20 protein-coding genes are annotated in these 20,727 nt (G+C 34.3%); 5 read left to right on the forward strand and 15 right to left on the reverse strand.

Translation table 11 applies throughout. The features are described from left to right. Positions 1-2: 2 nt before the first annotated feature. The 12 genes from PQ462_RS10250 to PQ462_RS10305 form a co-directional block, all read right to left on the reverse strand. Complete coding sequence (locus PQ462_RS10250; protein ID WP_274253384.1) at positions 3-2,705, reverse strand: hypothetical protein; 2,703 nt, start codon at positions 2,703-2,705, stop codon at positions 3-5. Next, positions 2,693-6,067, reverse strand: coding sequence for a baseplate J/gp47 family protein (locus tag PQ462_RS10255; RefSeq protein ID WP_274253385.1), 3,375 nt, complete (start codon positions 6,065-6,067; stop codon positions 2,693-2,695). Before PQ462_RS10255 ends, PQ462_RS10250 begins: the two co-directional genes overlap by 13 nt. Positions 6,068-6,079: 12 nt before the next feature. After that, entirely contained in the window at positions 6,080-6,490 is a 411-nt protein-coding gene (locus tag PQ462_RS10260; protein ID WP_012025143.1) for a GPW/gp25 family protein, read from the reverse strand. A 2-nt stretch (positions 6,491-6,492) separates the two neighbouring features. Beyond that, a complete protein-coding gene (locus PQ462_RS10265; RefSeq protein ID WP_274253386.1) occupies positions 6,493-6,783 on the reverse strand; it encodes a PAAR domain-containing protein in 291 nt (96 codons plus the stop codon). 204 nt (positions 6,784-6,987) lie between these two features. Beyond that, the gene (vgrG, locus tag PQ462_RS10270; protein ID WP_274253387.1) at positions 6,988-8,733 is read right to left on the reverse strand and encodes a type VI secretion system tip protein VgrG; all 1,746 of its coding nucleotides are present in this window, start codon (positions 8,731-8,733) and stop codon (positions 6,988-6,990) included. After that, on the reverse strand, positions 8,734-9,423 hold the full coding sequence (locus PQ462_RS10275) for a CIS tube protein (protein WP_012025140.1): 690 nt from the start codon (positions 9,421-9,423) through the stop codon (positions 8,734-8,736). A 1-nt stretch (position 9,424) separates the two neighbouring features. Next, complete coding sequence (locus tag PQ462_RS10280) at positions 9,425-9,589, reverse strand: DUF5908 family protein (protein WP_274253388.1); 165 nt, start codon at positions 9,587-9,589, stop codon at positions 9,425-9,427. Positions 9,590-9,596: 7 nt separating this feature from the next. Then, a complete protein-coding gene (locus PQ462_RS10285; RefSeq protein WP_149207499.1) occupies positions 9,597-10,043 on the reverse strand; it encodes a phage tail protein in 447 nt (148 codons plus the stop codon). A gap of 2 nt (positions 10,044-10,045) precedes the next feature. Next, positions 10,046-10,474, reverse strand: coding sequence for a phage tail protein (locus tag PQ462_RS10290; protein ID WP_007806487.1), 429 nt, complete (start codon positions 10,472-10,474; stop codon positions 10,046-10,048). Positions 10,475-10,501: 27 nt separating this feature from the next. Continuing rightward, positions 10,502-12,604 carry a phage tail sheath C-terminal domain-containing protein gene (locus PQ462_RS10295; protein WP_274253390.1) on the reverse strand — a complete coding sequence of 701 codons (2,103 nt, stop codon included), beginning with the start codon at positions 12,602-12,604 and terminating at the stop codon, positions 10,502-10,504. Positions 12,605-12,625: 21 nt separating this feature from the next. Continuing rightward, entirely contained in the window at positions 12,626-13,462 is an 837-nt protein-coding gene (locus PQ462_RS10300; RefSeq protein ID WP_274253392.1) for a hypothetical protein, read from the reverse strand. Beyond that, on the reverse strand, positions 13,459-14,061 hold the full coding sequence (locus PQ462_RS10305) for a DUF4255 domain-containing protein (protein WP_121361374.1): 603 nt from the start codon (positions 14,059-14,061) through the stop codon (positions 13,459-13,461). The genes PQ462_RS10300 and PQ462_RS10305 overlap by 4 nt, the downstream gene beginning before the upstream one ends. A 381-nt stretch (positions 14,062-14,442) precedes the next feature. On the opposite strand from PQ462_RS10305, the gene PQ462_RS10310 reads away from it, so the two are divergent. Together PQ462_RS10310 and PQ462_RS10315 are read left to right on the forward strand one after the other, a co-directional pair. Beyond that, a complete protein-coding gene (locus PQ462_RS10310; protein WP_274253393.1) occupies positions 14,443-15,870 on the forward strand; it encodes an amino acid permease in 1,428 nt (475 codons plus the stop codon). Between the two features lie 9 nt (positions 15,871-15,879). Beyond that, positions 15,880-16,410 (forward strand): contact-dependent growth inhibition system immunity protein, encoded by a 531-nt coding sequence (locus tag PQ462_RS10315; protein ID WP_274253394.1) that lies wholly within the window; start codon positions 15,880-15,882, stop codon positions 16,408-16,410. Positions 16,411-16,666: 256 nt separating this feature from the next. On the opposite strand, the gene PQ462_RS10320 is transcribed toward PQ462_RS10315, so the two are convergent. Then, positions 16,667-16,954 (reverse strand): DUF3892 domain-containing protein, encoded by a 288-nt coding sequence (locus PQ462_RS10320; protein ID WP_274253395.1) that lies wholly within the window; start codon positions 16,952-16,954, stop codon positions 16,667-16,669. Between the two features lie 669 nt (positions 16,955-17,623). Between PQ462_RS10320 and PQ462_RS10325 the strand changes: the two genes are divergently transcribed. Further along, on the forward strand, positions 17,624-17,920 hold the full coding sequence (locus PQ462_RS10325) for a hypothetical protein (RefSeq protein WP_274253397.1): 297 nt from the start codon (positions 17,624-17,626) through the stop codon (positions 17,918-17,920). A 57-nt stretch (positions 17,921-17,977) separates the two neighbouring features. Beyond that, a complete protein-coding gene (locus PQ462_RS10330; protein ID WP_274253398.1) occupies positions 17,978-18,832 on the forward strand; it encodes a hypothetical protein in 855 nt (284 codons plus the stop codon). 104 nt (positions 18,833-18,936) lie between these two features. On the opposite strand, the gene PQ462_RS10335 is transcribed toward PQ462_RS10330, so the two are convergent. Next, the gene (locus tag PQ462_RS10335; protein ID WP_274253399.1) at positions 18,937-19,341 is read right to left on the reverse strand and encodes a helix-turn-helix transcriptional regulator; all 405 of its coding nucleotides are present in this window, start codon (positions 19,339-19,341) and stop codon (positions 18,937-18,939) included. Positions 19,342-19,522: 181 nt separating this feature from the next. Here PQ462_RS10335 and PQ462_RS10340 point away from each other — a divergent pair, with 181 nt between their 5' ends. Then, complete coding sequence (locus PQ462_RS10340; RefSeq protein ID WP_274253400.1) at positions 19,523-20,077, forward strand: hypothetical protein; 555 nt, start codon at positions 19,523-19,525, stop codon at positions 20,075-20,077. Positions 20,078-20,156: 79 nt separating this feature from the next. Here PQ462_RS10340 and PQ462_RS10345 read toward each other — a convergent pair whose 3' ends face one another. Next, the gene (locus tag PQ462_RS10345) at positions 20,157-20,726 is read right to left on the reverse strand and encodes a ferritin-like domain-containing protein (protein WP_121361363.1); all 570 of its coding nucleotides are present in this window, start codon (positions 20,724-20,726) and stop codon (positions 20,157-20,159) included. Position 20,727: the final 1 nt, after the last annotated feature.

Raw genomic sequence — 20,727 nt, forward strand, 5'->3', positions numbered from 1 at the left:
TTTTATAGTGATCCTAAATTTGTTTTTCCTAGTATAATTTTATCTGACAATCGCTCGTTTTCATCACTGCAGTCAAATAGTCGTCCTGTTGGGTAAACATTATCCAGACTGGTTAATGCTTTTATAAAGCTGATTAATTGCGGTTCCGGCTGTTCCTGATTCAAATTTGTTTTGGCGAATAAATAGTCTTTATAGGTTTTTTCAAATTGAATAAGCTGGTTTTCTGCGGGATCTTTTACATCCTTTTCCCTGTAGCCAATCCAGCATATTTTTGCCAGAACGTGAGCCGGTAATTCTTCTTTAATTATTTTTTCTATATAATTTCTAAAATCGGTGTTGGCAAATCGCAGTGTATATCCCGGCAGTACTACGCTCACGCGATAGGAGTAAGGATCTATCGGTTCGCAATCACCGCACTCATCGGCGCAGATTGGCATGAAGGTATCTGGATTTACGGTTATCTGGTTTACATCCGGGCGAAGCATCATGTGCTCTACCAAAAACATTCCTTCTTCGGTAAAATCTTCTTTCATGAACTGAATTAAGTCCAGAATTGATTTTTCTAAATCCGCCAGATTAGTATAATATTCAAATCTGCGGGCAATAATGCGGTCTGGATTTTTCTTGTCATTAATTGCCGGATTTATAATGTCATAAGAATATTTTCCGGCATCTGACTGCTGTATTAAAATATTGTCGATAATGGACAAATCTTGTATTGTGCCGTTTTTAAAAGCTTCTTTTATTTTGTATTCGCGAGTCTGAATAATCTGTAATACAGCAAAATAAAGCTCTTTATTTGCAGCAGAAGTGTCAAAGTATTCAGCTGTTGAAGAAAGCACAATTTCATTATGAGTATCCAGAATACGCCATCTATAAACTGATTGATTATCTGAATCAATAAAATTGTACATTTCGACAAACGAATTAGAAAGATTCCTGCGGTTGTAATTTCGAATACCAATCAATCTCGAAATCCTTTTTTCTGCTCCCGAAACATTATTGGTATTCCATAAATTAGCAGTGGGCTGTTTGTAATAATCAAAGGCATTGCCACGCTCTTTGCTTACTACTTTATAATCTTTCAAAAAGTTTTCTTTGTCACGCAGTACTACCTGATCTGTAGTATTGCCGTAAATGGTTTTATTGACAAATACGTATTCTGAGAAATTTTCGGCAAAGCGGGACAAAAGATGGTCTAAAATTTTATTTCTTCGTTCAATAGTATTATCCTGCTGGTCAAAAAGCAGTTCTGTAATGCTGTCATCCGTGTAATTTTCATATCCGTTTACAATGTCATCAGCTCCTTCAATGTCTTTGACAACCTGAGTAAAAAGGGTTCGGGTTAAATTTCCGCTTACCGAAAGCAATTCGCTTATCTGACCCAGTTGTTTAAAATAACTTCCTAATATCTGGTCAAAAAATAAAAGATATCCTTTTAATTGTTTTGCTTTCGATTTGCGTTCAACAGATGCTCTGGAAGGAAGTCCAACTTCGCCAATACCATAAGTTTCAGGAAAATCATTTTGTATGGTGGTATAAAAATCGGTGTTAAGATATTCGCCATTTGGCACATCTAATTCTTTATCCTGACTGGCGTTGGTTGTAGCTTTGTCTTTTTCGGCTTTTATGGCATCTAAATAAATTTTTACCTGAGCCTGATTGATATTCAAAGGCAGTAATCCTTTGTTGTAATTGAAAACACTTTTAGCACAAATAACGGGTTTCTGGTAAGGGGCAAGACAGATAAGCCATTTGTTTTCCAAATCATCACCGCCGCAATTTCCTAAAGAAATATCTTTAATTAAAATTACATCCGGCACCGACATTATTATTCTCATAATATCTGAGAGGCGCACTTCGTTTCTCAAATCGGCTGTAAGGAGTTCTTCTGTATCAATAAAACCATTTTCTAAAGATGGACCGTCGAAGATTTCCAAAGTTGAATATCCTTTGTCAATCATTTGTTTGAGAGAATAAAAATTGACGGTTGTCGATAAGTAGCTTTCGAGAGCATGAATGACATTGGCATGAACCAGTTCTTCATCGGCTTCTGTATCAACTTCGATATCGGCACATATTTTTATAGGGTAGTCTACTACTTTTTTGATATCGACAAGATCTTCACAAAGGTTTCTGTTTGCATGATACTGCTTTCTTATTTTTTCTTTAACAGCTTCTATTTCTGAAGGTTTTGAGCTTTCAAAATCTACATAAAGATCATATAAGCCGTTGATGTCAAAAGATTTTCTTAGATTTCCCGGCAGATTTTGATAATCCTTAATGTCATAAGAAAGCTGATTTTTTTTGCAGTCCACATAAACTGTTTTCTCATGTTTGGCAAGCCAGCAGTTTCGAACGCCTTTTATGTCTATAAATAGTTTTCGGTAATCATTTTGTGTAACAGGACTTGATGACAATACTTCTGAAGCTTTAAAAAATTGTTTTGGAATGCCTTTATCGCTGTCATCAGACGCTAATATATTTTCTATCGGAAGATTGAGTCTCATGCCAAGATCAGAAATGGCGTAGCAAAGCATCTCCAGCATCGTAATACCCGGATCGTGCTCGTTAAAATCAGTCCAGAATTTACTGCCAAAAGACTCGATATATTCGATTCCTTTTTTTCTTAGATAAAAGAAATCCAAATCGTCCTCTGATGCTGATTTTTTAGGAATGGTGATATGTTGGTCTAGTAGCGGCATTTTTCAGGTTCTTCTTGAGTTATTTTTTTGCAAGTGTCTATTTTGGTACTGATAATATGGTTTTTAACAGAGACTAAAATGTTTTTTGGACTTGATGGTGACAGTGTAGTTTGAAAATCTAAAAGAGGTACATTGGCATCATTGTTTTCTGTATCGTCTAGGACTTTTGGATGTTCCTTATCTGTTTTTTTATCGATATAGATTGCCATTTCAAGCGTGGATAAGAAATCTACGTAATATAAATTTTCGATATATTCGATAACAATACTGCGCTGCAGTTCGACTCCAAATATGATTTGTTTAGAGGTATCAAATGCCCAGGGCGATAAAAATTTTATAAGATCTTCGTTGAGCTGCTTTTTATAAAAATTCTCATCGTATTGCGGATAAAACTTTACATTCAGTTTTATGATCACTTTTTCATAATCGGGGTTAATTACTTTTGCAGATACCTGCATGGAGTTTTTAGAATTAATAAAATTCTCAATGCTGTTCAACACAGCGGTGCTTACTCTTGGCTCATAAATATCAAATACATTTTTGTCTACAATGTCCTGAATTACAACCAGCGTTACTTTTCCCGGAGATAAAAACGAAGTTTCTGTACCCGAAATAAAAGTATGGTTAAGGCATTTTACTCTAAAAACATTTGGAAATTCCTGTAAAATAAGATGTTCATAATCCCAAAGTGTTATTGCTCTGTTTTTGTGGCGCAGGCGTTCGCTTACACGCAGATAATAGGAGGGATCTGACTCTAATGGTTTTCCGTCAAACGAATTAAAAGGCTGTTCGACGCTTTTAATCTGCGGTACTCTGGTAATTAATTTTGATATTGTTTTGGCAGGTAATGTGCTGTCTAAATGTGCTAAATTATTGTTGTTGTCAAAAAACTGGGCGGTAACAACCTGAGTTTTTACATCGATAACTTTGCAGACGGCATCGTATTTTTTGTGCATTTTTGCTTTTACCCAAATGGTATTAGCCGGAAACAGCGTATTGTCATTTGTTGCCTGTTTTGGAATGCCAAATTTTACGATACCTGATTTTAAAAAGTTATCGATGCCATTTACCAAAATATCCTTATCCAGATTTTTCCAGTAATTATCGCATAATATGTACCATTCAACTTTTTGTTTTCCTATAAAAGTGGGCACTTTGGTGTTTTCGCTTCCTTCTAATATTTGAAATAATAGTGAAATTTGCTGTAATGTTTCGGCATCCTGAAGTCCGATATAAAATTCGCCTCCATCGCAATAATCCGGAACCAGACAATTGGTAATTGGTGCAGCTTCTAAAATTTCTTTATTGATGGCTTGCTGTTTCAAATAAGAATGCTCTTCGCGCTGGCCAAAAGGAGCTTCATGAAACAATTTTATTCGGTTAGATTCGTAGGCAGAAACCTTAAAATCAATAGTTTCCTCAGCAGAATAATTCAGGCTTATGCTTTCTGCAACGGGTGTATAAGGTTCATTTGGAATCGGGGTTGACGGATCTTCTGCCACATTTAGTATGGCCAAAGTATAGATCTTCGGAAATAACGAATGTAAAAATGATTGATTTAAGGTCAATCGGATAGGACCGCTTTTGCCAAGTTCATAGGAGCCTTTTACATTTACTTTAGTTTCAAATACCTGATCCTTATCATCATCTACAAATAATTTGACCGCTTTATCTTGTTCATCCCAAACTTCTTTGTTTAAAACAGATAATGTTGCTTTAAAATAGCCGTCTACAACAATAGGGTCGGCTGTGTTTAATGTTCTTGAAGCATTAGCTGCGATTGCAGGTTCTGATTCTGGAGCGGTTCTTTTGGCAATTCCATCTTCAGGCTGGTTGATATTCATTCTGGCATTACTTGTTATTTGGGTGAATATCGCTGTATTGAAAATGTCTTTACTGATAGTTTCAAGAAAACTTTTTTTGTAGGCAGCATAATGCGTTTCAAAAGACAGCGGCGTGTTTTTCCACTTTATGTTAATTTCTGCGTCTGTCCATTTTTTAGAAAAAATTTCAGGATAATTTATTATAAAAGAACTGTTTTTTTCAGGCTGGGTTGTAAAAGGGAAAAAGGGTTTTGCCGCATTAAGCAGTCCGGTATCACTTTCTAATACTAGAGATTTTACATCCTTTACTTCAACTTTTGCCGTAATGCCGGTTATTGCTTTTGTAACTAAAGCTCTAAAAAGAGTATGTCCTTTTTGATCTTGCGTATTAATCAAAAACCGAATTACAGGCAGTTCTGTCGAGAAAAATTCGCCTAAAATTTTCTGATCGTAGTTCACAATTGCCGGATTATCTTTGGATATCTGAAAAACTAATCTTAATTGATTGCCGCCAATGTTTGAAGATTGATTTACATTTTTAAAAGCAATCGCTGTGCTGAGTTTAAAATTTCCAATCCATCCTTTTTTTCCACTATATAAAATGCTGATGTTTTCCAAAAGATCAGCTGTGTCGAATGGATGATGAAAACTTAAATCTCCATCAAAAGTTATGGTGATGTCAATGTTTCTGTCTCCTTCTTTAAGATTAAATAATTCTGAAGCTATTGCAAAACCTAACTTGGCATCGCTTAATTCCGGGTATTTCTTTTCCTCTGTGGTGTAGCCAAAAGGAAACCAATAAGGTGCGTCTTCTTTTAAAGGTTCTCCTTTTCCGTCAAGAGAATTGGCAATTTCGCTGTATTTTATTTCGCCTCGATCAACATCATTATATACACTTTTCAGGTAGGCTATATTGGCTTTATTGGCAATAAATTCTTCTATGGTTTTGTAGATTAATTTTTTACCGTCGGGATCTTTTCCTGCGTCAAGTTCTGTGTTAGCAGCGATTTTTTCTTCGGCAATTTTTTTTGCCAGTTCAAAAATAATATTGACTTTATCTGCTTTTGCAGGCAGTTTTTCAATTTGAAGTATGTCTTTATAGAAAAAATCTAAATGCTTTTTTGTGATGAGATTAAGTTTGTTTTGGGATAATTCCAATAATTTAAGGAAACACACAAACAAGGTTAGGTGAGGAGTAAGGTCCTGATTGATATTGGCTGTTGATAATGTTTTAGTAATGCTTTCTTTTAAAACAGCATATTCCTTTTCGGTTCTTTTTGGGATGCCATCCGGATGATTCTCTTTTGAAAATCCAAAATAGCTGAAAAATTCCTGCCAATTGCCTTCTGGCGTTTTATCGTTATCGGTCTCGAAAAAGTTGACTTCTTTGGCAAAATTATACGCAAATAACAGCCAGTCTTCAATAGTAAAATCATGAAGTTTTAAGTTGCCCGGCTCTAGTGCATCACTAAAGCGTTCTTCCTGGTTGACTCCATTTCTTTTAAAAATAACATTGTCTATTTGGCTGTTGGTACTCATTGCTTATAAACTTTAAATATTAGTGCCTTCTCCTTTGTAAAAGGGATAAACAAGATTGCTTCTTGAGTTTGTGCTTCTTATTCTGTAATCGATTATGACTAATAATTCTCCTTCTAAATCATCACTTTGCGTGATGTCGATTTTTTCAACATCAATTCTTGGTTCGTAATATAAAATCGCTGTTTTTATAAGTTCAGAAACATAGGTTTTGAGTGTTCTGTCTAATGTTTCAAAAAGCAGTTCATCCATATTACAGCCATATCTGGGCAGCATAATACGTTCACCGATTTTGGTAGAAAGCAATATCTCCAGACTGCTTTTAATGTCTGTCTCGTCAGATGTCATTACGACCGCTTTATTGTTCTTTTTGAACTCTGGCGGAAAACTCCATCCGGTACCTAAAAAAGCTTCTTTATTTTCCATGATTAACCTATTAAAACCGTTGGGCATCCTATTACAATTGTGCCTCCATGTGCGGTTGAATCTCCCATTCGTGCTGCTGGTTTTCCTCCAATCAGCACTGTACTGGAACCCGCAATGATACTATCCGGCGGACCTGTACAAACAATCATATCTCCCAAACAGGCTGCAGGCTGACCGCCTATTAAAACTGTAGGCGAGCCTGGCGGTAAAATTGGTCCGCCAACATGAGGAACAGTTGCTGTTACCATTGGGCAGACATGCATATCGTTAATTCTTGCGGCCGGTAATCCCATAATTATAATTATTAAGTTAGCTGTAATTATTTAACACATAGAAACATAGTTCTCTGCAGCTTTAAAAAAGGCGTTTCACTAATTTAAATGCACATATTGCAGCTATGTGTGGAAACTGGTTTCTTTTACTTTCTTTTTTCGACATAAAAAACTATGTTTCTATGTGTTTAAAAGATTTTTTAAATTAAAAGGAATAGAAATAATTTAATTTATCTGTACAATACTGCCTTTTACAATCGCCACTGCTGCCGATGACATTTCTGCGCCGGCATTGCCTTCGGCTTTAAATTGGGCAGTTGCTTTTAGATTTACATTCATGCCTTCAATTTTTACATCACCAGTTGCTTTTATTGAAATATCGCCCGCACTTTCCATTTTTATTCCTGCACTGTCAATTGTAATGATGTTCGAATTTTCGTCTTCAATAACTATTGAACCTTTGTCTTCGTCGAGTGTTATTTTTTTGCCTGCCGGAGTTTCAATAGCTATCGATTTTTTATCATCGTCAAAGAGCACTTTCATTTCACTTCTTGTAAAAATCCCTTTTTGATGATTATCGTCGGTTGCTTTTAGAGGAGCGGGTTTTGCGCTGCTGTGAAGCATTCCCAATACAATAGCATCATTTGGATCTTCGTTGATGAAACCGATAATTACTTCGTCTTCAATTTCCGGCCTGAAAAAAGTACCTCTGTTATCACCCGCGTCTAAGGCAGCTATTCTGCACCAAATACCTTGTTCATCATTATTGATAATTGGGATTTTAACCAAAATTCTGTCTTCACCATCGGGATCATCCTGAAGCTGGGTTACAATACCAATATGCAGTCCTTTTATGGATGGAATTATTCCTGAAGCCGACGGTGTATTGACATCATACGTTTCAGAAAACCATTCGGGATTTAATCCAAACTGCACGTTAACCGTCCAGTTTCCGTTTGCAATTTCATGGAAAACTCCCGTAATGTATGCTTTGCCGTTAAAGCGGTCTCCAACGCCTTCAAGCGTGATAATGGTGTTGGGTTTGACTGCGGGAATGCCTTGAAATTTTACTCTTCCGCGAACTTTTGAAAGCTGTTGGAATAATAATTTTGCATCGGCCCAATCTTGTAATTCAGTATCGGTAACATGACCGCCGTGGCGCAATTCTAAATTTTCAAGCTTTACTATATCAGATAAATCCGAAGAAGATAAATTTCCGTTTAGACTTACGCTTGGATCTTTGGCTTCAATTTCTAATAATTCCTGATTGGATGCATTCCAGCTGTAAGATGAAACTTTGGCAAACTGATTTCGGGCATCAATTTCAGCATCAAAATCAAGCATGCTCGAACCAAAAGCAACCGTTTCGACTGGTTCAGAAGTTAAATCTGGTTTTTTAATCGAAATTTTGCCATTTTCAACAAAACATAATTTTCCGTTTGCCTGCGCACGAGACACAATAAAATCCCAATCAGAAGTATTGTACTGTACTAACTCTTTGTGGCTATAATTAGTGCTTTCTACGTCTTTTTGCAATCCGTAAGTGCCTATAATGTCTTCAAAAGCGTCACTGTCTTTTACGTCATAAAAATATTTGCTTTTTCTGCCAATAGTCAGTTTTACCGCTTCGTCTTTGCATTCTACAATTAACAGGGAAGAATTATCTTTTATTTTTATGGAATGTTTTACCACAATTCCTTTGTAAATGGTTTCTTCATCACTGTGATAGCCCGCTTTTATTTCTATTTTTTTTCCCGGAATAAGCAAATCTTCATTGCTTAATTTAAAATCTTGTGCGGATGCATCTCCATCGGTTAAAACAATCTGCGCCATAGGTATTCTGTTCACCTCATTATGAACAACAATGCTCATAACCTGATAAACACCAGATAGTTCATTTCCTTCAATGAGCAGTTTGTGCGTAACTAAATCTGCACTTTTACTGGTTTGTATGACGCCGCTATTGTTCATCTATTGTTGTTTTTGCAGTGGAGGAAAAAATATTTTCTGGCCGATTTTTAATTTTCTGAAATTGATAAGTTTGTTGGCTTTTGCTACTTCGAGATAATATTTTGAATCGCCATAGATTTTAAAAGACATTAAAGGAAGCGTATCGCCCGCTTTTACAATTCTGGTATGCGTTAAATCTGGAGATTGATTGTTTTGCTGTTTTGCTCTTAATTCATCTTCAACGACACCTTTGAATTTTCCTTTTGCAATGGCTCTAATGGGCGTGCCATCTGGTCTGAAAAGTTTATACTCAATGGTCATTTCTGTGAGAGATCCTTTGAATAAAAGGCTTCCCCAGGCAATTTTTAAATAGTTTGGCTTATGTTCTGTGCCATTGTATTCTAAAATTACTTTTCTAAAATGCTCAATGTCTTCAATAACACCATTTTCTGTACTTTCTTTTCCGGCAATAACGCCAGTTCGGTCAAAAACAAAATCCAGTTCTAGTTCTTCGGGAGCAATTGCTGTAAACCTTGGTGCAGGACTGCTCGTTCCGGCGGCCTGAGTTGTATCTTGCTCGATTTTGTAATGAAACGTATATTTTTCGGGATTCATCAAAGTAACAAACTCTTCAATATCCGAAACAGGATTGTTGAATTGCGGATCGCTGTACGCAATAATCTTCAGTTTTTTTAATTCACCAGTTGTCATATCAGCGTTCTTTTTTACGTTCAATAATTTTCATTACTTGCTCGACACATTCAGCCACAGTATCTTTTTCATTTTTAGATGAAGATGAAGCAGCTGGTTTTGCACCCGAATTTGAGCTTTCGTTCACGTTTATTTTAATGTGAAGCTCTTTGATTTCAATTGGCATGATAAAATTATTTTTTATGAAGGGTGAAATAATTATAAGCAAGCTCAAAGCTTTCAACAACAATTTTGCTTTCCAGAGCACTAAAATCTTCAACTGCCCATTTTACGGGATAAGCATGTACCACTTTCCAGTGCATTAAAGGCTCATGATTCTGATTTAAGAGTTTTACAGTTAAATCGACGGGTTTAAACTCGAAATTTTCTAATGCTTTCCGGCACCATTCAATTACGTCAGAATCAATAAGAATTCCTCTTTTTAAAACCAAATTGGGATATTTGGTTTTTACAGGAAGTTTGTGTTTGAATCTGTTTTCTCCACCCTCGACAATTTCTTCCGTTTCAAGATCTACGGAGAGTCCTGATACGGATTGAAATTGATGGTCTTTTTCTTTCGTGCCCAGCTGATCAAATTCAACCAGAAAATGAAAACCTACGGGTGGATAATAGTTAGCCATGATTAGTCATTTTGAATAGACAAACCTTCATGAACCAATTCAATTGACTCGATGGCTACTTCGTTTCCATCGGCTTTTAAATCAGTTGACTGCACTTTTGTAGGCCATGCATTTTTTACTTTCCAGGTAATCACGGGTTCGTGTTCCTCGTTAAGTAATTTGATGGTAATATCCCTTCTTTCGATGGTGTTTAGTTTTACGGTATTCCACCATGCGTAATATTCATTATCGCTTTTAAAAGTGCCTCTTTTCATGGTAATGTTAGAGTACTTCTGCATGCCCGGCATTTTGATTTTGCTGTATTCCGGACTTGCACCCTGACGGTACTCAATAACTTCGGTTTCTACATCTAATCCGGAAACTTCTGTAAAACCTATTTTTGTTCCTCCCCAGTCAACTGAGAAATGAAACTTTGGTAACGGATAACTCATGATCTATATTTTTTAATGATGATTTAATTAAGATTCCTGCATTTTGTGAGAGAAACGAAGAATAATGAACTCAGCCGGACGAACTACTGCCAAACCAATTTCGATTATCATTTTACCGTCTAAAATATCCATTGCAGACATGGTTTGTCCCAATCCAATTCGTACATAAAAAGCTTGTTCTGGTTTGGCTCCTGCCAAAGCTCCGGCTCTCCATTGAAGAATTAAGAAATTCTCAATCATAGCTCTTACTCTTATCCAGGTATTGGCATCGTTTGGTTCAAAAACAAACTGTTCGGTTGCTTTTTTAATCGATTCTTCGGCCATATTAAAGAAGCGGCGAACGGGTACATAACGCCATTCACTATCATTACCGGCTAAGGTTCTTGACCCCCAAACCAAGGTTCCTTTGCCGGTAAATGTTCTGATAGCATTAATTGATTTACCTGCCACAGTATCAACATTTAAGTTGTCCTGAATGGTATTTGTTATTTTAACGGTTGGTTGTATTACATAATTCAGGCTTACATTTGCAGGTGCTTTCCATACGCCTCTGTCTCTGTCAACCCTTGCATAAACTCCTGCAATAGCAGAGCTTGGCGGAAGTGTAATTGGCAGATTGTAAATTTCAGTAAGTATCTTATTAAAAGTCGCATTGTCGATACTTTCTAAAGTGCTTAATTTTCTTCCGTTTAATTCCCCGTTATTGACATCTTTTCCGCTCACAGATTTAATTGCATCTAAAAGCGTAAGCAGATTTGCTTTAATACCAGAAAAATTGTTTGCAACTAACGTAATATCGTTTTGAGTGTTCAAATCAGTATAGTCAACCAATTTTTTTAATTCCTTATCAAAACTTACAGTGTCAGTTGATATAATTTTAAGCAGTTTTGCTGCTGCATTCTCGTCCTGTATTTTTTTCTTTAATGTTTTCAGGTTTTTATATACAGAGTCAATTTTATTTGAACCAGAAAAGTTAGCATTAAATGCAGTCAAAGCACCTGTAATGTTATTTGCAATAACCGCATCTTCATCAGATATTGTGCTGATAGCAGCATTTGCTTCGTCGTTGAGTGAGTTTCTTAAAAGAGATAAACTTTCTAGAGAAGTAAGCAGATCATTTAGTTTGGTCATGAAAGCCGTTTTTTTGGCAGGATCGCTTACGAAAGTTCCGCCAAGATCAAAGCCGGTTGCATCATTGCTGTACATTTGTAAAAACAAATCGCTTATTTGACCAGAAATGTTAAATGGAGCAACAGCAGTAACGTCAACCAATTTTGCTACAGTTGCGTCAATTCCTGTAGTTGCATTTTCAATAGGAGTTAACCCTGCAGCGATTTGATCGTAAGCTTTTGCTGTATAAGAGTAATGTTTTAAAATAATTTTAGTGCTGTCAAAAGCATAATCCAGAATGGTTTCCAGATGAGGATAATAAACAGCTCCGTATTTAATAGTGTCTTTTTCAGAGCTGATTTTATTTCTCAAATCATCTATATTAGGATCTGTCGGGCTTGATTCATCGTAACTTAAAGTATCGATTAAAGTAAATCTGTCCTGAAGATTCTGGCACTGCATTAAGGCACTGTTGTATAATCCGTAGAAATCAGTTGTCGTTATGCCTCTTACTTGTGTTGCATCCGGAAATACAATCAGAGTTGGTTCGTCTACCTTTTCTAATTCTGCTAATCCGTCGTTTAATGCAGCGCTGTTGTTAATTGCTGCAACCGGAGTATCTGTGTCATCTAAATCATTTCCATAACGCCCAACCGAAATAATGTAGCAGGGACCGCCGCCATTTGCAAAGAACAGCTGCAAAGAATAATACATTAAAAAAGGCTGTTTTGCAGTTGGCTGATCGACAACAATAGTTCTTGTGTCGCCATTATCGCCCGAAACATCATTAATGGTAACACTAATTGTTGTTTCTGGTTTTGCAAAGCCAAAAAAGCGTTCGTATTCTAAAAGAGACGTTATTCTTGTTGGTGTTAATTTCAAATCTCCATTAATCTTGTTTGTGGCTTTTTCTGTATAGCCGATAAAACAGGGAATCGCTGTCTCTACCTGGGCAACAGAAGGGGGAAATTTTACGATTTCCTCAACATATACTCCAGGCGTTTTGTAAGTTGTTGCCATAATTGATTTGTTTTTTAATTATTAAATAAATATTTCCGAATAGTAATCACTATTGATTTTTGTTATTGATTTTACAGATGGATTTGGATACTGGCTTTCTGCCGGCTGTGCAGGCGTAAAATCCGTAAGCGGGTCAATTTCTACAAAACCGGAGCGTGTTAATGGTTTTGCGGCGTTGGTTTTAATTTCGGTTCCTGCTTTACGGTTAATGTATTTCCAAAGCGTTTTCCGATTATCAAAATGAATTTTAAAATTCGGGCTCAGCATTTTGCCCAAATTATTTACAATATTTCCAGAGCTGTTGTCGCCCTTTGCGGTTAGAGAAATAACGCCAAATACATTTTGCTGTTCTGACGGTTCCAGTGCTGAAACTAAATAAGCAGTAGTTTCTTCAGATACTAAATATGCATTTGAAATAAGTTTATTGTCACTTATTTTTGGAAGATATTCAAACGAAACGGGTTCAGTTAATGGTTTTACATTACTGAAATGATATGCCTGAGTAAGAGCAAAATCAAGATTAGTATAATTTTCAAAGTGATAATCATTAATTTTAATTAAAAACGTAAGGTTCAGATTTGCAGGGATTTTTATAAATGGTTCAAATTCATCTTTTACTTTAGTATATATTCTAAAACCTGTTTTGGTTTTTTTGAATGTCATTTTATAGTTTTTAAGTACAGTATTGGTTTCTAAAGTGGGTATTAGTACCAGGAATGCATCTGTATTAAACTGCTGGAGCATTTTTTGTTTGTCAGCATTTGTCATACTGGCAAAAGTTTCTTCTCCGTTATTGAGAAAATAATTATGAAGAAACGTTACTTCAAACAACAATCCGTATGTGGCAGCAAAACTCATTGTTGATCTTTCTTTTTAGTTATACCGGTAAATTCGCCAATAAGCTGTCCTTCAGCCTGTACAATATTGCGTTCAATTTGTATCAGGCTTACTTTATATAAAGCCGATGGAAGCTGTTTGCCGCCCAATGTTCCCCATATATAATTTAGTTCTTCAAAAGTGGGAGTGTAGAGTTCAACCGTAAATCTAAAATTGTCTACATTGCTCATTGCGCTGCTGTTTCGGTTATAAATGGTATTGGCTTGTGTAAAAAGTTTTTTTCCCTGAAAAAATTCTATGATTTTTGAAATATCATTAAGAGAATTGATATACTTATCTCTATTAGCGCTAAACAGCAAATACAGGTTTAAATTGATAATGCTGTTTCTGTATATTGTTTTTGTATTTTCGACTGTATGATTTGGGAAGTTTTTTAAAGCAGCTTCTTCGTGAATATTGATTAACGTAAGAGCTACGCCATCTTTTAAAGGATCGTCTATATCATTACTTTGCGATTCTAAAAAAGCGATATTTTCTGGTACAACAGTTTTCTCTAACCCAATTTCTTCGAGATAGTTATTTACTTGTTCTGCAATTATTTGTATTACTTCAAAAATCATCTTTTGATAAAATTGTATAAGTATTAAATGAAATAGTATGAAAACGAATATGATTCATGGCGCAGATTGTAACTAGAATGGGGCTTCTGACTGTGCTTTTAAGATTTGACTAAATTATATAAATGCAGAGGTACCAGAAAAGGGGAAAATTCCCCTTTTTTAATTTATTTAACATATTGGTTTTTAGTTAGTTGTGTTTTGTTTTTTCAGCCTTTTAAAATCGGCCTGTTACCAGCCGTCAGTTTGGTTTTTTAAAGCTTAAAATATTTACATTTGATTGTGACAGATGAGACAGAAAGAAGTTTGTGTGATTCCTTTTTTAACTTATCTTCGCTGTTTATACATTTTTTGAATACATTTAAATACCTTAAAATCTAATCTGTGAAAAAAAATCATGATGCCGTAGAAGAAACTCAGCTTAAACGCGGGCTGACTAACCGACACATTCAGTTAATTGCCTTAGGCGGATCTATAGGAACAGGTCTTTTCCTGGGCATTGGTCCGGCGGCCGTATTGGCAGGACCTTCGGTTATTTTAGGATATGCTATTGCCGGAATTATCGCTTTCTTTATTATGAGACAGCTTGGCGAAATGGTTGTCGAAGAACCTGTGTCTGGAAGTTTCAGTTATTTTGCCTATAAATACTGCGGTTCTTTTGCGGGTTTTGCATCGGGTTGGAATTATTGGATTTTGTATATTCTCGTTAGTATGGCCGAACTTACAGCCATTGGCGTTTATGTGCAGTTTTGGTGGCCCGAAATTCCGCTTTGGGCATCCAGCTTGTTTTTCTTTTTGGTTATTAATGCTTTAAATTTTGCTTCTGTAAAAGTATACGGAGAAACAGAATTTTGGTTCTCAATTATAAAAGTTGCCGCCATTATTGCCATGATTCTTTTTGGTACATATTTATTAATAAGCGGTACAGGAGGAGAACACGCCAGTATTCATAATTTGTATAACGACGGTGGTTTTTTTCCAAAAGGAGTTTTTGAGAAAACGGCATCAGGAGATTTTCAAGGGTTATTGTCGGCAATGGCTTTGATTATGTTTTCTTTTGGCGGTTTAGAACTTATTGGAATTACCGCTGCCGAAGCAGAAAATCCAGAAAAAAACATTCCTAAAGCAACCAATCAGGTTATTTATAGAATCCTTATATTTTATGTTGGCGCATTGGTCATTTTATTTGCTTTGTCGCCGTGGAGACAAATTACAACAGACAGCAGTCCGTTTGTAATGGTTTTTCAAAACTTAAACGGAATGGAGTTTGAACTTTTTGGAAACAAAATATTTTTTACAAGCCTTATTGCAAATGTCCTTAACTTAATTGTATTAACTGCAGCTTTATCTGTATACAACAGCAGTGTGTACAGCAATTCCAGAATGTTGTTTGGTTTAGCAGATCAGGGTAGTGCTCCTAAGTTTTTAAAGAAGCTCAACAAACAATCAGTGCCGGTTAATGCTATTTTAGTTTCATCCTGTTTTGCCGCTGTTTGTATTTTAATAAATAAAGTAATTCCAGAAGAAGCTTTTAGTATTTTAATGTCTTTAGTAGTTTCTTGTCTGGTTATTAACTGGGTTATGATTTCATATACACACCTTCAGTTTAGACGTGCCAAAGACAAGGAAAACACAAAAACGAAATTTGCTTCTATATTTTATCCCGTAAGCAATTATATCTGTTTCATATTTTTATTGGGAATTTTATCCATCATGTGGATGACGAATATGAAGATATCTGTAGAATTAATTCCTATTTGGCTGTTGATTCTTTTTGTGTTTTATAAGGTTTTTAAAAAGAAAAATGACTAAGTTTTTACTATGATTGTTCTTCTATATAAATTTGTAGATGATCTTTGGAGACTGGCTTTTGATCGTCCAAAACAAAAAGAGCTGCCATTTACTCAAACAATTAGTGTAGTACAATATCCTGATAGAATTTTATTTGAAACCTATTATAAAATAATTAACTCATATTCTATAAGATCAAAAGAAATTACAATACTAGAAATCAATTCATCATCTTTTGAAATTGGTAAAACAATTCACAAACATCTTGATTTATCCAAAACTATAAAGAAATTTACAGATAAGGATAGAAAAGAAAATGATGAGGCTTACAAAAAAATTACAGGATTAAAATCTATAAAAGCTCAGATGAAAGATTCGCTTTATGTATCTATTAAGCGCCAAAATAATCAAATTACATTTTCGCCAACAATCAATGGAGGTACAGCTGGTAATCGAAAAGGATATCAATTTTTAAACGAAGAAGAAATTGTAATTGGAGATAATGAAGATTTCGAATCAATGGGAAAAGCACTAAAATTAGCATTGAAAAAATGTAGTTAAGCTTACTTAAATTTATGCCTCCCGCTGGCGCGAGCGTCTCGCTCGTGCGCTCAATGCACAAAATTATTTTAAATTATTTCTATAGATAATTATCGTAAACGTATTTGTTAATTAAAAACTTACGTTCACGAGCGAGACGCTCGCGCCAGCGGGGAGAATAGGTAATTTTTATGACATTGTTCATGTATAAAATTTGGCAAAGTTATTAATATAAAGAAAAAGCAAGCTACATTAAGTAGCTTGCTTTTTTAAATTACTATGGACATTCAGGCAAACTAAGTAGATTATTGCTTGTAGTACTATCATTTGCGGTTTTTAAATATTTGTATCCCGCAGAACTAATTGCAATTATAACGTTAACTCTGTTGTTTCCTTGACCTACATAAAAGTTCCATTTGTTAGATTCAATAGCTGAAATTGCTTCCGATTGACTGATTTTCCAACGGCTTCCGTTGTCATTAATACCACCGATATTCACGATTCGTTCATGAATATTTGTTCTATCAGATTTGTTTATACATCTGATCTCATGTAATGTTGCCATAACTAAATAATTTAAGGTTAAAAATCAAATTTATATTTTAGTGTTGGCTTCATATTACGGTTTTCCATATTTAGAATTAATTGAATAGCGATCGTTCCAATATGCAAAACGATAGCGTAAAAATTCTTTCTACTCGTTCCTATATTAAAAGAAAGGGTGTAATGTATTTATGTTAGGATAATTTAGGACACAGATTACAAATCCGCACATTTAGAATTAAAACTAATGATATCTATTTAAAGGAGTAGCTAGAATGAAATGCTCATATTTAAATGTCATAAATTGTTTATAAGTTATTTCAAGAGTAATGTACTCATCGTTTAATTGAATAAGTATACCCTCGTAGAAATTTTTTTCATAATTACCACCGGTAATTATAATAGCAATTAATTCGTTTATTTCATGCCTAAGTAAAGATGTAATAGCATTCATAATTTATGAATTAAATTTTATAAATCTTTATTATGTTGTTGATTTTTAATTGGTTAAATGTACGTGTTTTGAGTGATTTCCCAATAAGTATAAATACTGTTTTTGATTGCTTGTTAGTGTAATTTACTTCTTTATTTATTTATTATTCTTGCAGGCAAGAGTTTAAAAAACAGTAGAAATACGTATTGTATTGTAATATAAAATAGTTGTTTATTTGAGAAATTAAAAAATAAAGTTATGGATGAAACAACAGGAATTGTTCTATTATCTTATGATATAAACGATAAATGGGAAGATATTAAAAATACTCTAATTCATGAATATCGATATTCGGCTGTAGCATTAGATATAAGTAAAGTTTATTCTTTACCCAATACAACTTTACGTCATCAAAATAAACAAGTTTCGAGAGCAATAAAGGATATTGAAGAAGTTTGCATGAGACACAAGGTTACTCTTGAAAAAGCTGTTGCGGTTTTAATCTCTGAAGTAGCTTATTACAATGACAAATCATTATTTGTTAGGAGTAATTAAGGGAAATATTTTTGAAGAATATAAACTTTATTCGAAATAAAATGAGCTAATATAAAAATGAAAGAATTGATAACCACATTTTTCCATTCGTCAAATGAAAGATTGAAAAATCCTTTAATTTTTTCATTTTTAATATCTTGGATTGCTTTTAATTGGAAGTCAATTTTGACATTATTTTTATCTGATAAAAAAATTGAAGGAAGGATCTTGTATGTTACTGAAAATTTTAATAAAACTGAATCGACTATATATTATCCTCTAGCCTTTAGTTTAGGTTATGTTCTTTTTTTGCCATATTTTACTTGGCTAATTGAAAGTTTAGTGCGTTATGCAAAAGAAGGTCGTAAAGAAAACCTTTTAGATGAACAATTATCAGATTTAAAAAGTAAACAAAAAATAGCAAAAGAAGAGAGAAAATACGAACAAGAAAGGGCAGGAAATATTGAGATTTCTGAATTAAATACTAAGATAGATGATCTGACAATTGCAAATGAGGAAAAGCAAAAAACTATTGAAAGTCTTAGAATTGATTTGACTGAATTAAAAAAAGAGAAAAATAAACTTGAACAATATATTAGTTTAGAAAGTCCTGATAATGAAGAATATTCAGAAGAAAATAAAAAAAGCTTAGATGAGGAATATGAAAGTTTTTTGAAAACTGAAGTTTCTACTTATTTTGAACATATTGGTACCGAAATTAGCCAATTTAAGTCAATTCCAAAAAATACTGATCCAATTATAATCGAGAAGCTTTTATATAATGGATTAATTAGAAAAGTAGAGGATATAGAAAGTCAAAGAATTTATTATTTATTAACACAGAAAGGCAAATACTTTTGGAAAAACTATGTGTTATCTAAAAGTATCATATCTAAACATGAACTAGATTATCAGGACGATTTACCGTTTTAAAATAAAACTTCCTATACACAAATGTCTCTTGACTTTGTACTTATAATTTCCAAAACAAAAAAAGAGACTTTTGAAGTCTCTTTTTAATATATTTTTATAAACAATCATTTCCCAATCAATTTCTCCAACCTCACCATCATTTCCTCTTTCTCTTTCAACATCCTTTCATACAAATCAATTTTTTCTTCGTGAAGTTTTAAAATTTCTTGCAATGGATTAACATTATAAGTACCACCAGAATTACCGATGAATGCTTCATCATGAAAAGTATTAGAAATAATATTGATCGCTTGTTCTTCATCAAAATTCTGAAAAGCTTCAACAGGAATTTTCAATACAGCAGAAATTTGTTTCAAGAGGTTTTCTTCAATTACATCTTTTTGCTCGAGCATAGAAATTTTCTTTTGGTTCCAGTCTTCGCCCAGATCATAAGCCAAAGCTTCCTGCTTGATGTTAAGCATTTCTCTAAAACGTTTTACGTTTCTTCCCTGATGTATTTTCTGTTCCATAACGAATATTGATTTTTCTGAAGATTCAAAGATAAAGCCATTTGGTTTAAAATCGTCAGTTTCAAAGATAAAAAAATATTTCAAAAAGAGATTTTATTTGTAAGAATATTATATCTGTATTTCGAATACGTTATCCTTTTAAAAGCACATTACTTTGCCGGTAAATTTAAATGTTCTGACTATGAAAAAGGAAAAAATACTATTAAAAAACTGCTCTTGGGCAGGATATGTAACAGGAAATGCGTTTAAGGCAATTGATGATTTTTTTGCTTTTGCACATCTCGATTATTACAAACAAAATTTAAGTGAAGCCGTAATTTTGAGTTATAAAAAAAACATCTACAAAGAAAACAATCCTTCTGATGCTTTTGTTTTTTATACGGCTTTAAACTTTTTTACTAAAGTTTGTTACTGTCTGCAAGGCAAAAGCAAAAAATGGAAACTAAAAGAATCTCTGCGCTGCGAAAAAGTTTTTCATCTTTCATCTCTCACAAAAGTAGAATACGAGAATCCTTTTATAGTATTTCAAAAAGCATTTGATGAAATTGCGCTCGAAAAGTTTGAATTTTTTCTAAGTCAAATTCTGGAACATTCATTATCTCCTTTTGCCGGAGATCCAGAATCTGACATGGCGACACCTTATATTCATTTTATCAAAATGCTCGATGCAGCAGAATTAATACGAGAAAGGGGAGTTGAAAAAATCAAGAAAACGGTTGAGATTGATACAGAATAACATTATTGTCTAAACTTAATAAAAGCCAAAAAAAAATCTGCAGCAAGTGCAGATTTTTTTTTATTTAATACTACAGCTGTTATTCTGCAGCTACAATATTTACGGTGTTTAATGCGACATCATTTAGTAAACAGTCTGCTTCTTTTTCTTCAGCAAGTGTTTGAGTCAGCAATTTTGCAGCATCGTTTTCTCCCAGCGTTTTTGCAAATGCTGCAAGAGTTCCATAAGTTGCAATTTCATAATGCTCGATTTTTTGTGAAGCCGCAATAATTCCTGCATCACGAACTGCTCCAGGCTGTGTTTCTTCCAGAATACTGTCGCCTTCTTTAAGTAATCCTGCCATTGCTTCGCATTTTTTTCCTTCTGCTTTTTCACCAAGCAGTTCAAAAACTTTTTCAAGTCTTTTTACCTGATTTTGTGTTACGGCATGATGTTCTTTGATAGCAGAAGCAAGAGCTGCATCTGTAGCATTGTTCTGCATTTTTGGCAGCGCGCCAACCAGGGCATTTTCTGCCCAATAGATATCTTTAAGGCTGTCAACAAATAAAGCTTTTAATTCTGTGGCAGCATCGGCTGCAGGCTGTACAATTCCATCGTTAGGAGTTTTGTCTGCAGGTTTTGTATTATTTGGTTTTTCTGAATTTTTCATA

This window comes from Flavobacterium sp. KACC 22758 (assembly GCF_028736135.1).
In the GTDB taxonomy this organism is placed as follows: Bacteria; Bacteroidota; Bacteroidia; order Flavobacteriales; family Flavobacteriaceae; genus Flavobacterium; species Flavobacterium johnsoniae.

What these genes read in the sequence shown, in the direction of transcription:
- PQ462_RS10285 (WP_149207499.1), bottom strand. Translation starts at nt 10,043, where the DNA reads ATGGCTAACTATTATCCACCCGTAGGTTTTCATTTTCTGGTTGAATTT.
- PQ462_RS10325 (WP_274253397.1), top strand. Translation starts at nt 17,624, where the DNA reads ATGGATGAAACAACAGGAATTGTTCTATTATCTTATGATATAAACGAT.
- vgrG (WP_274253387.1), bottom strand. Translation starts at nt 8,733, where the DNA reads ATGAACAATAGCGGCGTCATACAAACCAGTAAAAGTGCAGATTTAGTT.
- PQ462_RS10280 (WP_274253388.1), bottom strand. Translation starts at nt 9,589, where the DNA reads ATGCCAATTGAAATCAAAGAGCTTCACATTAAAATAAACGTGAACGAA.
- PQ462_RS10330 (WP_274253398.1), top strand. Translation starts at nt 17,978, where the DNA reads ATGAAAGAATTGATAACCACATTTTTCCATTCGTCAAATGAAAGATTG.
- PQ462_RS10275 (WP_012025140.1), bottom strand. Translation starts at nt 9,423, where the DNA reads ATGACAACTGGTGAATTAAAAAAACTGAAGATTATTGCGTACAGCGAT.
- PQ462_RS10260 (WP_012025143.1), bottom strand. Translation starts at nt 6,490, where the DNA reads ATGGAAAATAAAGAAGCTTTTTTAGGTACCGGATGGAGTTTTCCGCCA.
- PQ462_RS10290 (WP_007806487.1), bottom strand. Translation starts at nt 10,474, where the DNA reads ATGAGTTATCCGTTACCAAAGTTTCATTTCTCAGTTGACTGGGGAGGA.
- PQ462_RS10335 (WP_274253399.1), bottom strand. Translation starts at nt 19,341, where the DNA reads ATGGAACAGAAAATACATCAGGGAAGAAACGTAAAACGTTTTAGAGAA.
- PQ462_RS10340 (WP_274253400.1), top strand. Translation starts at nt 19,523, where the DNA reads ATGAAAAAGGAAAAAATACTATTAAAAAACTGCTCTTGGGCAGGATAT.
- PQ462_RS10300 (WP_274253392.1), bottom strand. Translation starts at nt 13,462, where the DNA reads ATGAGTTTTGCTGCCACATACGGATTGTTGTTTGAAGTAACGTTTCTT.
- PQ462_RS10295 (WP_274253390.1), bottom strand. Translation starts at nt 12,604, where the DNA reads ATGGCAACAACTTACAAAACGCCTGGAGTATATGTTGAGGAAATCGTA.
- PQ462_RS10320 (WP_274253395.1), bottom strand. Translation starts at nt 16,954, where the DNA reads ATGGCAACATTACATGAGATCAGATGTATAAACAAATCTGATAGAACA.
- PQ462_RS10265 (WP_274253386.1), bottom strand. Translation starts at nt 6,783, where the DNA reads ATGGGATTACCGGCCGCAAGAATTAACGATATGCATGTCTGCCCAATG.
- PQ462_RS10255 (WP_274253385.1), bottom strand. Translation starts at nt 6,067, where the DNA reads ATGAGTACCAACAGCCAAATAGACAATGTTATTTTTAAAAGAAATGGA.
- PQ462_RS10345 (WP_121361363.1), bottom strand. Translation starts at nt 20,726, where the DNA reads ATGAAAAATTCAGAAAAACCAAATAATACAAAACCTGCAGACAAAACT.
- PQ462_RS10250 (WP_274253384.1), bottom strand. Translation starts at nt 2,705, where the DNA reads ATGCCGCTACTAGACCAACATATCACCATTCCTAAAAAATCAGCATCA.
- PQ462_RS10305 (WP_121361374.1), bottom strand. Translation starts at nt 14,061, where the DNA reads ATGATTTTTGAAGTAATACAAATAATTGCAGAACAAGTAAATAACTAT.
- PQ462_RS10315 (WP_274253394.1), top strand. Translation starts at nt 15,880, where the DNA reads ATGATTGTTCTTCTATATAAATTTGTAGATGATCTTTGGAGACTGGCT.